This is a genomic window from Martinezella multihospitum, from assembly GCF_900094585.1.
GTDB classification, from domain to species: Bacteria; Pseudomonadota; Alphaproteobacteria; order Rhizobiales; family Rhizobiaceae; genus Rhizobium; species Rhizobium multihospitium.
In genome coordinates, this window is sequence record NZ_FMAG01000011.1 from 15,807 (window position 1) to 29,685 (window position 13,879).

Consider the following 13,879-nt stretch of genomic DNA (forward strand, 5'->3'; position numbering starts at 1 on the left):
TCGATGTCTCTCACAACGCAAGGCGAATTCGCCGCAGCACTCATCGATCCCGATCTCTCCGTGCCCGAGGGATTGACGGCCTGGAACGGCCCACAGCCTGCACGGCGCTTCGGCGTCTATCGCAACAATGTCGCCATCGGCCTGATCGGTGCGCTCGCCTCGCGCTTTCCTGCCGCGGAAAGGATCGTCGGCGAGGAATTCTTCGCTGCCATGGCGCATGAGTTCGTCCGTCTGCACCCGCCGCGATCACCGCTGCTGCTTGCCTATGGCGATGATTTTCCCGATTTCGTCGAGGGTTTAGAACCGGTGCAGGAAATCCCCTATCTGGCCGACGTCATGCGGCTGGAGGCGCTGCGGGGGCGGGCCTATCATGCGGCCGACGCCGTGCCGCTCGATGCGGCTCTGGTGGCGACCATCGAGCCGGCCGGTCTGGCGGAACTGGCCTTCGTGCCGCATCCTTCCGCTTCGGTGGCACGTTCCGCCCATCCGGCCGTCACCATCTGGGCGATGAACACCGGCGAAATCGAGCTTGCAGATATCAGCGATTGGACGGGCGAGGATGCTCTCGTCATCCGTCCTCAGATGATCGTCGAGGTGCATCGCCTGCCGTCGGGTGGCGCAACCTTTCTGGAGCAGCTGTTTTCAGGCGCCACTCTTGGCCAGGCCTATGAGACGGCTCTCGCCGAAGCCGCCAATTTCGATCTTTCCGCCAACCTCGCCGGTGCGTTCACGGCAGGCGTTTTCATGGCCATTCGCTGAACGCCAGGGAGAACGACATGCAGAACCAGATGATGACGGCCGCTCCGGCCGAACGCGAAACCGTGGCCCAAAAACTTTATAGCGGCCTGAAGCTTCTCGACCGTATCCCGCATGACCTGATTGCTCTGATAGCGCGATTGTCTATCGCGGCCGTCTTCTGGCAATCCGGTCAGACCAAGGTGGATGGCTGGCAGGTGACCGACAATGCCGTCTATCTCTTCCAGACGGAATACAAGCTGCCGCTGGTCGATCCCTGGATCGCCGCCCATATCGCCGCCTTCAGCGAGCATTTCTTCCCATTCATGCTGGTCATCGGATTGGCAAGCCGGCTCTCGGCGCTGGCGCTGCTCGGCATGACTGTTGTCATCGAGATCTTCGTCTATCCCGATGCCTGGCCGACGCATGGCACCTGGGCAACCTGCTTTCTGGTGGTCATAGCGGGCGGGCCTGGCCGCATCGCGCTCGACCATCTGATTGCCAGGCGCTTCACGCGCTCGGCCTGACGCCGATCAGACGAGAGCGCCATTCATAATTGGCGCTCTGTGATGCCAGGCCAAATGCGCATTTTGATTTTGCGTATATCGTTGTCGCAAAACCGCTGCGCACTTTTGCGCGACATGCTTCAGCGCAGGACGGGTTCGCCGTGGAAGCGGCGTCGCGAAGGCTTCGAGACCCCGAAACCGACCTCCATCATCAGCCGCGGCTTCTGCGTCGGCACGGTGCCCATATGGAAGCCGAACGGGTCTTCGACGAAGCCGGAGCCGGCCTTGCCGGTCAGCGTCAGCGCATTCGCCTGGCCGTAATAATCGAGCACCTCGTTTGCCGGATGCCCGACAAGCAAGGTCAGCTGATGACGGACCTGGCGGCGCTTGTGGCTTCCCTTGACGAAGACATGTGGACCAGTGCCCTCATCCACATCGACAAGATTGAAGAAGAATTTCAGCATCCGCCAATCATCGAGATCGAAGTGGTATTTGTCGAGCGAAGCGAGGCTCCGATCGGCTTCGGAAGCCTGGGTCGGGAAGCTCCACCAGATGCGGGTGGTGATCACCTTGGCCTGACCGCCGAGATATTGCCGGGCGACGTCGATCAACAGCGGATCGCGCTGGACCGCCATGACGGCTTCGCAATCGAGCGAGCGCTCGAAGAAGTGCCCGCTCAGAATCGGCCGGCCGAAGCGGCCTTCGGCTTCCCTGTGTTCGCCCGCGACGAATTCGAGCTGCCGGTTGAAATTGCCGTAGCAGCCGGTGGCCAGCGCAAATTCAGCAATTTCCTGATGAATATGATCCGGCAACATCAGGCTGGGATAGATGCCATCCGTCCGCAAGGCCTTGACGACGGCGCCGCGCTCGACACCGACGAACATAGAGGGGCCGGAAACAGGAAGCCTGACAGGCTGCTTGGTGGCAAACCAATGCATCCGCCGAAACGGCAAGGTTCGGGCCAGCAGGAACATCGGCAGCCAGGCCGGGTTTTCCTTAAGATCGGTCAGGTAGGTGGGTATCCTGACAGCCATTCGCTTGAATCGGCCGCCCTGTCGGGCGATAGACTCCAAGTCTTCTGCCGGGGGATTGTGCATAGCGATCCTTTCCACGCATTTGAAAGATCCATGACAACAGGCCCCCAACCTGCTGACGATAATTCATTGAAACCTTAATATTTATTCGCTCTCGCGAATGTCTGTTGCACCGCGGCAAATAGAAGTCGGCCGGCCTTGGTCAAGGGGGTGAAAAATCAAAACCTGATTGAATCGGTAGAAATTCCTGCAGAAACACGCAGCGCTTTCGAAAACGTTGACGAATTCGCCCGGAACGGTTGCTTTTCCGGAGTCGCGGGCGAAACAGACGCAAGGGATTGCAGGAACGGCGCATCGCGTTTGCCGTTGCTTAGGATAATGGCGCTAAAAATTTGATAGGAGCAAATAGCAGAGGAAGTTGCGGATAGGCGGCTGCGGTCTATATCGGCCGCAATTTTCACTGTCTTCTAACAGTCATATTCCTGTTCGCATTATTGGCTAAATGAGCGAGAAAACGTCAGAGAAGGCCCCTTTAGATGACAGAAACGAAGACCTTTGAGCCAGCGGAAGGCATCGTCGATTTCGACGCGGGCGAGGGCGAGAGCCCAACCGTTGTGGAGATGGACGATTATACCAAAAGCCTCGCGCAGGCGAAGGCCAAGTCCGTCAAGCTGATCGATGCCATCACCGGTCAGGTGCTGAAGAAAAAAGATGCCGTCCATGTCGACGACCTCCGCCCCTCGCTGGCGGATTTCATGCGGCTGAAGCATCCCGAGCTTCGCGCCGACGATTATATCAGCCGCAAGGTCATGGACGATTATCGCGCCCAATATATTGCCGAGCTGCTGACGGTGGAGCGCGGCGAGCTTTCCAACCTCGAGGACGAGGTCGTCGAAAGCCTGAAGACGCATGATACGCTGGCCGAGAACATCGAAGAAGATTACGAGGACCACCGCTCCATCGGCGACCGTATGGCTGACGGTGTCGCGTCCTTCGGCGGCAGCTGGACCTTCATCATTTCCTTCTGTCTGTTTCTCGGCGTCTGGATGGCCGTCAACATCGTCATGGGCGAGAAGGAGGCCTTCGATGCCTACCCGTTCATCCTCCTCAATCTCGTCCTGTCGACGATCGCCGCGCTGCAGGCGCCCGTCATCATGATGAGCCAGCGCCGCCAGGAAGAGAAGGATCGCCTGCGTGCCCTCAACGATTACAAGGTCAACCTGAAGGCCGAACTGGAAATCCGCCACCTGCATGAAAAGGTCGATCATCTCCTCAATCGCCAGTGGGAGCGTTTGACCGAAATCCAGCAGATCCAGATCGAGATGATGCTGGAACAGGCCAAGGCGGCGACACGCGCGATCAAGGCCAACAAGGCTACGAAGGCCAAGACCAGTGCGCTGAAGAGCCTCTTCGGCAAGGTCAAGGACCCCGATCCGGATGAATCCGTCAACTGATCGCACCCGAACGGCTGCGCCATTCATCTTAGACCATGGTGCTGCCACATAGCGGGCTAACCGCCCGCGCCCTTTGCATTGTTCCGCCATATGCCTTTCAGGGCTGCTTGCCTTGTCGATGAGCCGCTCCTTCCAGCGGCTCATCTGCCCGTGGCCGGTTTGCGAAGAGAATTGGCATGCACAGGAGATAGAGCGAAGCGCCGAGTACCCAGACCAGCCCGGGAAAGACATGTCTTGATGCGAAATAGATCTCGCTGATTGCCAATGGCGCGATCATGGAGGCAAGGCTCGTCAGGCTGGTCAAAACACCCTGCAGACGTCCCTGCTCGTCCGCACCGACGCGTTGGGTCATCAAGGACAGCAACGCCGGCTGGCCGATCCCGCCGAGGCAGAAGAGCGGAAACAGAAAAAAGACGAGAAATCCCTGCGTGACGAAGGCGATGGCAACATAGGCCGCACCGTCGCAGACGATCGCGACCATGAGCGCGCAGCGTTCGCCCCAGCGCTCGCTCAAGGGGCCGGCGACGAAAGCCTGGGCCAGCGCATGGAACAGGCCGAAGCCGGCGAGCGACAGGCCGACGGTTGCCGTATCCCAGCCGAACTCGTCCTGACCATAGAGCACCCAGACGGTACCGCCGACCTCGCCGACGATAGCAAGGAGGATGGACATGAAGAGTAGCGGCACCAGCGCCGGAAACGCGCCGATCCAGCGCAGCGGCGCCAGCGGATGAAAGGCGGCCGGATCGATCCGCTCGGGCCTTGCCATCCGCGTCTCAGGCAGCACGACAAGCGCGACAATGAAATTCACCATCACCAGAAACGCGGCCGCGACGAACGGCGCGCGTAGCGAGATCGTGCCCAACACCCCTCCAATGACCGGTCCGAGAATGAAACCGATACCGAAACAGGCGCTGAGAAGCCCGAAGGCGCGTGTGCGGCGCTCCTCCGGCGTGACGTCGGCAAGGCACGCGGTCGCAACCGCGGCATTGGCCGCCGTCAGGCCGGCGATGGCACGGCCGAGGAACAGCCCCCAGAAGCCCGGTGCCCACGCCATGAAGGCATAGTCGATCATACCACCCGCCAGCGAGGCGAGAAGCACCGGCCGGCGGCCGTAACGATCGCTCAGCATCCCCAGAATGGGAGAGGCCAGGAACTGCAGCGCCGCATAGAGCGACAGAAAGGCGCCATAGCGCCAGCCGAGTTCGGGCGAATGCGCCACGCTCCGCAAAAGCTCCGGCAGGATCGGCATCACCAGGCCGGTGCCCGCAGCATCGAGAACGACGACGGCCAAGATCGTCAGAAGCATCTTGTTCATAGTGCAAAACTTATCGTTGATAAGGAACTTTATCGCCGATAAATTATGTGTGAAACCCTGTCAATCGGAGAGACCATGAAAATCGACAGGAACCAGATCGTCGATGCGGCGCTGACCATCTTGAACGAAGTCGGCATCGACGGCCTGTCGACCCGGCTGATCGCCCAGCGCCTCGGCGTGCAGCAGCCGGCACTTTACTGGCACTTCAAGGGCAAGCAGGCCCTGCTGGCGGCGATGAATGCCGAGATGCTGAGGCGAAACCACACCCGCAACCTACCTTTGGCCGGGGAGTCGTGGCAGGAATTCCTGCGCGCCAACGCCCGCAGCTTCCGCTCCGCTCTGCTGGCGTGGCGCGATGGCGCCCGCGTTCATGCCGGCACCGAGGTCGACCCTTCGCATCTCGACGCGATCGAAGCCCAGCTCGAGTGCCTGCTCGTCGCCGGCTTCGATCCGGGAAAGGCGCTGGAGCTGCAGATTGCAATCAGCCGCTATGTGGTAGGATGCGTGCTGGAAGAGCAGGCGGATGCGGCCGATTCCCAGGATCGGGCAGCGCTTGACGCCGCCGCCGAAAGCCATCCGAACCTGGGCAAAGCCTTGGCGCTCTACCGCGCCAACGGCCATGAGGCCCTGTTCGAAGCCGGTCTGGAGCTGCTGGTAGGCGGGGCCGAAGCTGGCAAATTAACTCTATGACCGCACAGACACCCTCCGCCGGAGAATGCATCATTTCTCCGCCTTGAAGGTGCGGCCGAGATCCGGCCCGGTGCCGAAATAATGTCGAAACACATAAAGCAGCGGGCTCCACCTGCTGGTATCGATATGATTGGTGCCGGCGACGACGATATCCTTGTGCGCGTGAACGCGAAGGACCTTCGCCTCGATGATGGAGAACGCCTCGGCGCGCTCGGAGGGCCATTCCGCGCCGGGAGGATGCGCCGCTACCGCCTCCGCCTCGAACTGGATCGGGCATTCGGCAATGCGCAGCGGCCGCACGAGGTCGGCCGCCTGCGGCGTGAAGCCGGCCACATCGAATTTATCGGCCTCGAAACGGTAGCCGATCTTTTCCTTGTGCGGGGGAACGGGATTGCGTCCCGTCGTCGGGGCGATCGCTTCGATCTTCGGCCACAGCTCCGGCGACGGAAAATTCAACACCAGCTGACGCTCGCGCATGAGATTTTCCCGGCCCTTGCTTGTCGACGTCAGACCCAGAACGACTCGATCGTATAAAGCCCAAACCGATGACATCGGTGAGATATTCGTCGTGCCATCGGGGTTGAGACTCGTAATCAGCACCACGGGAGTGCCGATGTAAAGTACGCTGGGCCTGATCTCGATATGCTCGTGGCTGCCCTCAATGGCGCCGAATTCAGCTTCCTTCGTCAACATTGCCAACTCTCCTTTGGGAGCTGCAGTGTAGAGGGCAGAAGGCCAGAGATAATTCGGCCATGAACGAAGTGTTGCGAAATGCCCGCTGTGATCGATGCCGGTTATGGCTCCTATATCGCGGCAGGCTTTGGCCCTTGTCAGGCTGCTGGCGCCAACATCACCCGGTTGCGCCCGTCTTCCTTGGCCTGGTAGACGGCCTTGTCGGCGCGCGCCAGGATGCCTTCGTAGTCGAGCTCCCCGCCAAAGGCGGCGACGCCGATGCTGGCGGTGATGGCAAGCCTTTCGCCATCGGCGAGCGGGATCGAGAGTGTCGCGATCTCCGAGCGGACCTTTTCCGCCACCTGCAGGCCCATCGTCTCGTCGCATTCGACAAGTACGATCAGCATCTCCTCGCCGCCATAGCGGAAGACGAAATCGGTCTGGCGAACGCTTTCGGTGATGGCGGCGGCGACCGACCTGAGCGCGAGATCGCCGACCTTGTGTCCATGCGTATCGTTGATGCGCTTGAAGTGATCGATATCCAGCAGCAACACGCAGAAGCCTGATGCAACAGACGCCTTCTGCAGCTGTATCTCGCGCATCAGCACGGAGGGCATGAAGCGACGGGTGAGCAATTGCGTCAGGGGATCCCGACCGCTTTCGACTTCGATATGCGCTTCGAAAATGCTGTTCAGCAGGAACTTGATCGCCGATAGCTCCTCCTCGATCCTTCCCGCCGCATCGCTGATTTGCGTGCGATCGCCGAAGCTGACGCGCTCCAGCGCCGGAACGAGCTCGCCATCGATACGGCCGACCAGCTGCTTGATGAGCTCGAGCTTCGGCTGGCGCTCGAATAGGATATGCGCCTTGTGGTTCAGCCACAGGCCGAACTCGCTCTTCGAGAGCCGCGGAAGCTCGCTGGAAGCCGCACTCTGATAGAAGGCGGCGAGAACACCGTGCCCCCATTCCATAAGCGCGGCCCTCTGCCGTTCCCGCTCCATCGCCAGGTTCTGTCCCAGCAGATGCAGACGATAGGCCTCATTCACCCGCGCGTTCGACGTAACGCCCTTCTGATAGCTGGCTTCGCGGACCTCCAGCGCAATGTCGAACAATCCGATGACGAAAGCCATGGCATCGATGAGCTGTTGCCGGGAGACTTCGGCTTCGGCGAGATGCCTGAGAAACCAGAGCTTGATCTTGCGGATCGACCGGGACACGGCATGCGGCGGAAAGCCGATGCGCGCCATGGTCTCGCCGAGGCTGTCCTGGTCGGAGAAAAATATCTCGCCGGACGTGGCATTCGGGTCGACCAGCTTCTTGATCCATTCCAGGAACCGGGCGGTAAAAGCGGTGAGGTTTGTATCCTCTCCGACGAGACTCGCCAGGTCGGAATCATCTTCCAGATAGGCTCTGTAGCGCTGTCTCAGCTCATCCTCATTGTCGCGGACGATCGCACAGACAATATGATGCGTTTCGGTCGACGTCTGTTGGACGAGGCTATTCCACTCTCGCGCGATACGTTCAGGCATTACGGCACTTTCTTGGTTCAAGAATCGGTTCCCTGATATTGCGCCATTCGATCGATGCTCTGCCCCTTGAGATCGGACTTCGGAGGCACACCCATCGCATGAATTCCACCCAGGCCTCCAAACCGCAAAGGAGCTTCGGAATCATCGAGCAGAATAATCTGCTGTCGATTTTACCGTCTTGATAGTTCGATTGCGGGCGAAACGAAATAGAATCAAATAGATGAGTCGTCTGGTTCAATAAACCATCGATACGAAGAGTAAACCCCTATTGTCATACTAAAAACGAATGGCAGGAATGCCAATCTAATCGATCAAAATCTTACTATTAGTGAATTTCCGTCTGCAATTGACTTGATCATCATTATCGGTAACGTGGAGATTATTGTCTGAATTTGTACCAACATTGCTGCATCGTATCTCGATATCGGGCCTTGCAGTAAATTCGTCACACCATTGTCATGCGGCGGCTCTACTCAGGCTTGTAGCTTTTCAAAACGCCGATTTTTTAGATGACAAGTGACGCAAGCCGCATCCAGGCTGCCGTTTCGGCAACGGGATTGGAACTTCATTACGACAAGTCGATCGTTCTCAGCGGCATCGATCTTTCGCTCGCCAGGGGACAGACGCTGGCGCTGCTCGGCCCATCGGGCTGCGGCAAGACGACCCTTCTGCGCCTCGTTGCCGGCCTGCTCGCGCCGACAAAGGGCAGGATCAGCATTTCCGGCCAGGTGGTAGCCGATGCGACGACGAAGATTTTCGTGCCGCCGGAAAAGCGCAATCTCGGCATGGTGTTTCAGGATTATGCGCTTTGGCCGCACCTGACGGTCGGCGGCAATGTCTCTTTCCCACTCGAAATGCGTGGCATCTCGAAGGCGGAGCGTGAAAAGCGCACCATGCGGGCGCTGGAACGCGTGGGATTGGCGGCCCTTGCACAGCGGCGCCCGAGCGATTTGTCCGGCGGCCAGCAGCAACGTGTCGCCATCGCCCGCGCCATCGTCGCCGAGCCGCAGCTCATCCTGTTCGACGAACCGCTCTCAAACCTTGATCGCGAACTGCGCGAAAACATGGTCGGAGAGCTTGCAGAGCTCATCACCACGCTTGGCCTGACGGCGATCTACGTCACCCACGATCACAGCGAAGCCCTGACGCTTGCCGACGAGGTCGCCATCATGCGATCCGGCGAAATTGCCCAGCTCGCCTCGCCGGATATGCTGATCAAGAGCCCGGCATCACCCGAGGTCGCCGAATTCCTGCGGCTTGGCAGCACGGCCGATCTCGAATGGCGCGACAACGGCTGGCGGCTGGCAGGAAGCCCGCATGTGCTGTCGGACACCGCACGTCCCGGCCAGGACAAAGCCAGAATCCTCATCCCGACGCGCGCCGTGTCACTGGGCGAAGCCGCCTGGCCAAGCCTGCCGGCAACGGCGCTGCGCTCGCATTTCCGCGGAGACGGCCATCTCGTCACCGCCTCGCCGCACGGCACGACCGGCATCGAGCTGCAGGTTCTGAGCCCGATCAAGATCCGGCCAGGCGAGCAAATCGGCCTGGTCATCGATACCGACAGCATCCTGTGGTTCTAGCAGGAACATTCGATAGTCATAGAGAGGAAATCATGTTTAAATCGCTGAAATCAATTGCCATTTTCACCCTTTCGACTGCTCTTCTGAGCGGCGTCGCCCATGCCGATATCACGGTTTACACCGCCGGTCCGCAGAACCTCATTGACAAGCTTTCCGCCGGCTTTACCGCCCAGACCGGCATCAAGGTCAATGTCTTCCAGGCAACAACCGGCAAGGTCATGGCGCGCATCGAGACCGAAGCCGCCAATCCGGTCGTCGACGTGCTGATCTCGGCTTCCTGGGATACGGCGACCGATTTCGCCAAACGCGGCTGGCTCGTCTCCTATACCAGCCCGAATGCGGAAAAGGTCCCGGCCTTCCTGAAGACCGATACGGCCGTTGCTCAAGGCGTTTCGGCCCTCGGCATCGCCTGGAACACCAAAAGCGGCACCACCGAGCCGAAGGAATGGGCCGACCTCGCCAAGCCCGAATTCAAGGATCTCGTCAATATTCCCGATCCCGCCCAGTCCGGTTCCTCCTTCGAGCTGACCGCCGCCCTCAGCGCCAAGGATAGCGACAAGCTCTTCAAGGACCTCAAGGACAACGGCGCGATCATCGCCGGTGCCAATGCCGAAGCGCTGAACCCGGTGCTGCAGGGCGCCAAGGCCGCCGTCTTCGGCGCGGTCGACTACATCACCTTCGCCGCCAAGGCCAAGGGCGAGAGCATCGACGTCATCTTCCCGCAGTCCGGCACCGTCATTGCGCCGCGCCCGGTCATGATCCTCAACTGGTCGAAGCATCAGGACGAAGCGAAAAAGTTCGTCGACTACATGCTGTCGGATGAAGGCCAGAAAACGGTCGCCGGCACCTACCTGATGCCCGCCCGCGCCGACATCCCGGCTTCGCGTCCGCTCGTCAGTGATCTGAAGCTGCTCGATTACGATGTCAACGCCGTCTACGGCAAGCGCAAGGAAACCCTGAAACAGATCAGCGATCTGTTCGGCAGCAAGTAAGGCTTGATGAGAATGAGTGCGAAGGAAACGGGCGCTCCGGTGCCGGCAGCCTGGCTTGCAGCCCTGGGGCTTGCCATCATCGTCGCCCTTCCCTTCGTCGCCGTCGTGCTGCAGGCGGTCTTTCCCTCGCTGGGGCAAGGCTCCTTTGCAGCACCCTTCTCCGCTATCGGCAAGACGCTGGCCGATGAAGCGCTGCTCGGCATGACGGCGAACACGATCATTCTCGGCTGCGCCGTCGTTCTCGCTTCGGCGCTCATTGCCGTTCCGCTCGGTGTGCTGCGGGCGCTCTACCGCATTCCCTTCGCGCCGCTATGGGACGTATTGCTGCTGACGCCCTTCATGATCCCGCCCTATATCGCCACGCTCGGCTGGATCATGACGCTGCAGCCGCGCGGCTATCTCCAGCAGATCGCCGGCTTCAATCTCGCGCCGATCCTCTTCTCGCTGGCGGGCATGACCATCGTCATGACCTTCAACACCTTCCCGGTCGTCTATTTCGCCGTCTCGCGCACGGTCGAGGCAGTCGGCGCCCGCTATGCCGATGTCGGCCGCGTCTTCGGCGCTTCGCCGGCGCGCGCCTTCTGGCGCATCACGCTGCCGCTCTCCGCGCCCGGCCTTGCCGCCAGTCTGCTGCTGGTCTTCGCCGCCGCGATCGAGGAATACGGCACGCCGGCAGCGCTCGGCCGCCGCGCCGGCTTTCAGGTTCTCGTCACCGGCATCGACACGCGCATCGGCGACTGGCCGATCGACCTTCCGGGCGCCGCCGTGCTGTCGCTCACCCTCGTCATCATCTCGCTGATCGCCTTCCTGATCCAGCGCCGGATTCTGTCGCGCCGCTCCTACCAGACGGTGAACGGCAAGCCACAAAACAAGGATAAGCGGCCGCTCGGAAGCCTGACGGCACCGGTCCTGCTGGCCTTTGGCATCGTCTCGTTCCTGGCGACCGGCGTGCCCATGCTGTCGATCCTCGCAACCGCGCTCTCGAAGACGATCTCGCGCGGCCTCATCATCGACAATCTTGGCTTCGACAATTTCGCTTCCGTCTTCGGCAACAGCGCCGGCGCGCTTGCCGCCCTTGGCAACAGTCTCGCGCTCGGCGTCGGCACCGCCCTCATCACCGGCCTCATCGGCGTTACAACGGCCTATACCGTCGTGAAGACAAGGATGCGCGGCCGCATGCTGATCGACATCATGACCGTGCTGCCGAATGCGCTCCCCGGCATTGTCGTCGCCATCGGCCTGATCCTTGTCTGGAACATGCCCGGCCTGCCCTTCACACCCTACAATACCGGCATTATCCTGCTGCTGGCCTATTGCTGCATCCTGCTGCCGCAGACGGCGCGCTATTCTTCGGCTGCTTTCCAGCAGATCGGTGATAATCTCGAAGCCGCCGCCCGCGTCTCCGGCGCCGGCACGCTGACTGTCTTCCGCCGCATCCTGCTGCCGCTGGTGCTGCCAAGCCTCGCCTCTGCCATGCTGCTCGTCTTCGCGCTGGCCTCGCGCGAACTCGTCGCCTCGATCGTCTTGGCACCCGTCGGCATGCAGACCATCGCCACCTTCATCTGGCGGCAGTTCGAGCAGGGCTCGATCGGCCTCGGCATGGCCATGGCCTTCGTGACCATCATCCTGACGACGCTGATCCCGCTTCTCTTTCTGTCGCTGCTGCGTCGAAGCGGCCTAGTCGCCGAATAAACTCTGCCGAGACGCCGGCCAGTTTATTCGCGCCCATCCTCGGACGGCGGCACCACAATCACCGTATCCTCAGCCATCAGCATCCGCCCGTCCTGTGCCCGCAGCTCCAGCCGCCGCACCGGCAGGCTTGTCGCTCTGTCGACCAAAGTCACATGCGGCTCATCGGGCGCGAAGAAGAAATCCTCGCCCCATTGGCGAAGCGCCACCAGCAGCGGAAACAGGCCCTGCCCCTTCTGCGTCAGCACATATTCCTGATAGGGGCTGCCATCGGAGGCGGGCACGGTATCCATGATGCCGTGCGCCACCAGATTGCGCAGCCGGGCCGAGAGGATGTTCTTGGCAAGCCCCAGGCTCTTTTGAAACTCGCCGAACCGGCGCAGCCCATCGAAGGCATCGCGGATGATCAGCAGCGACCACCAGTCGCCGATCGCATCCAGCGGCCGCGCCACCCCGCACATCGAATCCTTGTGGCTCACTCTCTTGGCCATCCGACCGCCTCGCTTGCTTCCGTCTCTCCGTCCGCGCCGCTTCGGGAAGCAAGCGCGCATAGGTTCAACATAGCGGTTGCAAACTAAAACCACAAGAGATACTGAAATAATGGTTTCAAACTAAAACCACATTAGGAGAACAATCGTGATTCCTTCCGATGCGACCTTCGCCGGCACATTCCCCTTCGCACCACATTTCACCGAGGCAGCGGGTTTCCGCATGCACTACGTCGACGAAGGGCCGCGCGACGGCGAGGTCATCCTCTGCCTGCATGGCGAGCCGACTTGGGGCTATCTCTTTCGCCATCTCATCCCGGCGCTGAGCCGCACCTACCGCGTCATCGTCCCCGACCACATGGGCTTCGGCAAGAGCGAAACGCCGGCAGACCGTAGCTATTGGCTGCAGGACCATGTCGCCAATCTGGAAGCCTTCGTCGCAGCCCTTGGCCTTACCGACATCACCCTCGTCATGCATGATTTCGGCGGCCCCGTCGGTATGGGCTTTGCCGCCCGTCGCCCCGACCTTATCCGCCGCATCGTCGCGGCAAACGGCCCGACACCCTTCGGCCAGCCAGATCTTTTCGATCGGCTAACGGCAAACGCGGCCGTCTCGCCCTGGTTTCAATGGATCGGCAAGGCCGCGGCGGACGGTACGCTCGAGCCGGTGCTGAACAATCTCGGTTTCAACATCCTCAGCACCCTCAAGCTCAACGGCTTCGAAAACAACGCCGTCATCACCGATGCCTGGATCGAGGCCTATAGCGTGCCCTTCGCGACAGAAGCCGACTGTCGCGGTGCCCTCGGCTGGGCCAACGGCTTTCCAACCGGCAACCACCAATTCGAAACGCCCGACCCCGAAGCCGATCGCATCATCCGCAGCAAGCCGGCGCTCGCCATATGGGGCGAGGCGGACCGGACGCTGCACGCCGAACATTTCCTGCCGCTCTTCTCCGCCATCTTCCCTTCGGCGCGTATAGAGCGCCTCGCCGGCGTCGGTCATTACTGCTTCGAGGATGCGCCGGAGACGGTCTCAGGCCTGATCGCGGACTTCCTGCGACGGAGCTGAAAATCTTGGTTCAAACCAATCGCGAAGCAAAACGGAGGGGCGGGCAAACACTCCCGCTCCTGTCCCGTGTGCAATCACCTCTTCCCATCCCGCCTCGGGTGACCACGGAACGCAACAGGCGACGGT

13 protein-coding genes are annotated in these 13,879 nt (G+C 60.8%); 8 read left to right on the forward strand and 5 right to left on the reverse strand.

The window, feature by feature from the left end:
- Positions 1 to 3: 3 nt before the first annotated feature.
- Positions 4 to 759: an HvfC/BufC N-terminal domain-containing protein gene (locus GA0061103_RS30620; RefSeq protein WP_092718471.1), complete on the forward strand. Its 756-nt coding sequence runs from the start codon at positions 4 to 6 to the stop codon at positions 757 to 759.
- 17 nt (positions 760 to 776) lie between these two features.
- Positions 777 to 1,262: a DoxX family protein gene (locus GA0061103_RS30625; protein WP_092718473.1), complete on the forward strand. Its 486-nt coding sequence runs from the start codon at positions 777 to 779 to the stop codon at positions 1,260 to 1,262.
- A 119-nt stretch (positions 1,263 to 1,381) separates the two neighbouring features.
- Here GA0061103_RS30625 and GA0061103_RS30630 read toward each other — a convergent pair whose 3' ends face one another.
- Entirely contained in the window at positions 1,382 to 2,338 is a 957-nt protein-coding gene (locus GA0061103_RS30630; protein ID WP_092718478.1) for a phytanoyl-CoA dioxygenase family protein, read from the reverse strand.
- A 473-nt stretch (positions 2,339 to 2,811) separates the two neighbouring features.
- On the opposite strand from GA0061103_RS30630, the gene GA0061103_RS30635 reads away from it, so the two are divergent.
- Positions 2,812 to 3,729 carry a DUF1003 domain-containing protein gene (locus GA0061103_RS30635; protein ID WP_092718481.1) on the forward strand — a complete coding sequence of 306 codons (918 nt, stop codon included), beginning with the start codon at positions 2,812 to 2,814 and terminating at the stop codon, positions 3,727 to 3,729.
- Positions 3,730 to 3,826: 97 nt separating this feature from the next.
- On the opposite strand, the gene GA0061103_RS30640 is transcribed toward GA0061103_RS30635, so the two are convergent.
- Positions 3,827 to 5,044, reverse strand: coding sequence for a TCR/Tet family MFS transporter (locus tag GA0061103_RS30640; RefSeq protein WP_092718485.1), 1,218 nt, complete (start codon positions 5,042 to 5,044; stop codon positions 3,827 to 3,829).
- 75 nt (positions 5,045 to 5,119) lie between these two features.
- Between GA0061103_RS30640 and GA0061103_RS30645 the strand changes: the two genes are divergently transcribed.
- Positions 5,120 to 5,734, forward strand: a complete 615-nt coding sequence (locus GA0061103_RS30645; protein WP_092718487.1) for a TetR/AcrR family transcriptional regulator C-terminal domain-containing protein — start codon at positions 5,120 to 5,122, stop codon at positions 5,732 to 5,734.
- 30 nt (positions 5,735 to 5,764) lie between these two features.
- On the opposite strand, the gene GA0061103_RS30650 is transcribed toward GA0061103_RS30645, so the two are convergent.
- Together GA0061103_RS30650 and GA0061103_RS30655 are read right to left on the reverse strand one after the other, a co-directional pair.
- Positions 5,765 to 6,427: a flavin reductase family protein gene (locus tag GA0061103_RS30650; RefSeq protein WP_092718491.1), complete on the reverse strand. Its 663-nt coding sequence runs from the start codon at positions 6,425 to 6,427 to the stop codon at positions 5,765 to 5,767.
- 137 nt (positions 6,428 to 6,564) lie between these two features.
- A complete protein-coding gene (locus GA0061103_RS30655) occupies positions 6,565 to 7,935 on the reverse strand; it encodes a GGDEF domain-containing protein (RefSeq protein WP_092718494.1) in 1,371 nt (456 codons plus the stop codon).
- A gap of 509 nt (positions 7,936 to 8,444) precedes the next feature.
- Here GA0061103_RS30655 and GA0061103_RS30660 point away from each other — a divergent pair.
- The 3 genes from GA0061103_RS30660 to GA0061103_RS30670 are packed head-to-tail and all read left to right on the forward strand — an operon-like array spanning position 8,445 to position 12,199.
- Positions 8,445 to 9,515 carry an ABC transporter ATP-binding protein gene (locus GA0061103_RS30660; RefSeq protein ID WP_092718497.1) on the forward strand — a complete coding sequence of 357 codons (1,071 nt, stop codon included), beginning with the start codon at positions 8,445 to 8,447 and terminating at the stop codon, positions 9,513 to 9,515.
- 32 nt (positions 9,516 to 9,547) lie between these two features.
- Positions 9,548 to 10,507 carry an ABC transporter substrate-binding protein gene (locus GA0061103_RS30665; RefSeq protein WP_092718500.1) on the forward strand — a complete coding sequence of 320 codons (960 nt, stop codon included), beginning with the start codon at positions 9,548 to 9,550 and terminating at the stop codon, positions 10,505 to 10,507.
- A 12-nt stretch (positions 10,508 to 10,519) separates the two neighbouring features.
- Positions 10,520 to 12,199 (forward strand): ABC transporter permease, encoded by a 1,680-nt coding sequence (locus GA0061103_RS30670; protein WP_092718503.1) that lies wholly within the window; start codon positions 10,520 to 10,522, stop codon positions 12,197 to 12,199.
- A gap of 23 nt (positions 12,200 to 12,222) precedes the next feature.
- Here GA0061103_RS30670 and GA0061103_RS30675 read toward each other — a convergent pair whose 3' ends face one another.
- Entirely contained in the window at positions 12,223 to 12,687 is a 465-nt protein-coding gene (locus GA0061103_RS30675) for a winged helix-turn-helix transcriptional regulator (RefSeq protein ID WP_092718506.1), read from the reverse strand.
- Positions 12,688 to 12,832: 145 nt separating this feature from the next.
- Between GA0061103_RS30675 and GA0061103_RS30680 the strand changes: the two genes are divergently transcribed.
- Positions 12,833 to 13,753: an alpha/beta fold hydrolase gene (locus tag GA0061103_RS30680; RefSeq protein WP_092718509.1), complete on the forward strand. Its 921-nt coding sequence runs from the start codon at positions 12,833 to 12,835 to the stop codon at positions 13,751 to 13,753.
- Positions 13,754 to 13,879: the final 126 nt, after the last annotated feature.

Coding starts and splice junctions, on each gene's coding strand:
- GA0061103_RS30675 (WP_092718506.1), bottom strand. CDS start 12,687: ATGGCCAAGAGAGTGAGCCACAAGGATTCGATGTGCGGGGTGGCGCGG.
- GA0061103_RS30630 (WP_092718478.1), bottom strand. CDS start 2,338: ATGCACAATCCCCCGGCAGAAGACTTGGAGTCTATCGCCCGACAGGGC.
- GA0061103_RS30650 (WP_092718491.1), bottom strand. CDS start 6,427: ATGTTGACGAAGGAAGCTGAATTCGGCGCCATTGAGGGCAGCCACGAG.
- GA0061103_RS30655 (WP_092718494.1), bottom strand. CDS start 7,935: ATGCCTGAACGTATCGCGCGAGAGTGGAATAGCCTCGTCCAACAGACG.
- GA0061103_RS30660 (WP_092718497.1), top strand. CDS start 8,445: ATGACAAGTGACGCAAGCCGCATCCAGGCTGCCGTTTCGGCAACGGGA.
- GA0061103_RS30625 (WP_092718473.1), top strand. CDS start 777: ATGCAGAACCAGATGATGACGGCCGCTCCGGCCGAACGCGAAACCGTG.
- GA0061103_RS30670 (WP_092718503.1), top strand. CDS start 10,520: ATGAGTGCGAAGGAAACGGGCGCTCCGGTGCCGGCAGCCTGGCTTGCA.
- GA0061103_RS30640 (WP_092718485.1), bottom strand. CDS start 5,044: ATGAACAAGATGCTTCTGACGATCTTGGCCGTCGTCGTTCTCGATGCT.
- GA0061103_RS30635 (WP_092718481.1), top strand. CDS start 2,812: ATGACAGAAACGAAGACCTTTGAGCCAGCGGAAGGCATCGTCGATTTC.
- GA0061103_RS30645 (WP_092718487.1), top strand. CDS start 5,120: ATGAAAATCGACAGGAACCAGATCGTCGATGCGGCGCTGACCATCTTG.
- GA0061103_RS30665 (WP_092718500.1), top strand. CDS start 9,548: ATGTTTAAATCGCTGAAATCAATTGCCATTTTCACCCTTTCGACTGCT.
- GA0061103_RS30620 (WP_092718471.1), top strand. CDS start 4: ATGTCTCTCACAACGCAAGGCGAATTCGCCGCAGCACTCATCGATCCC.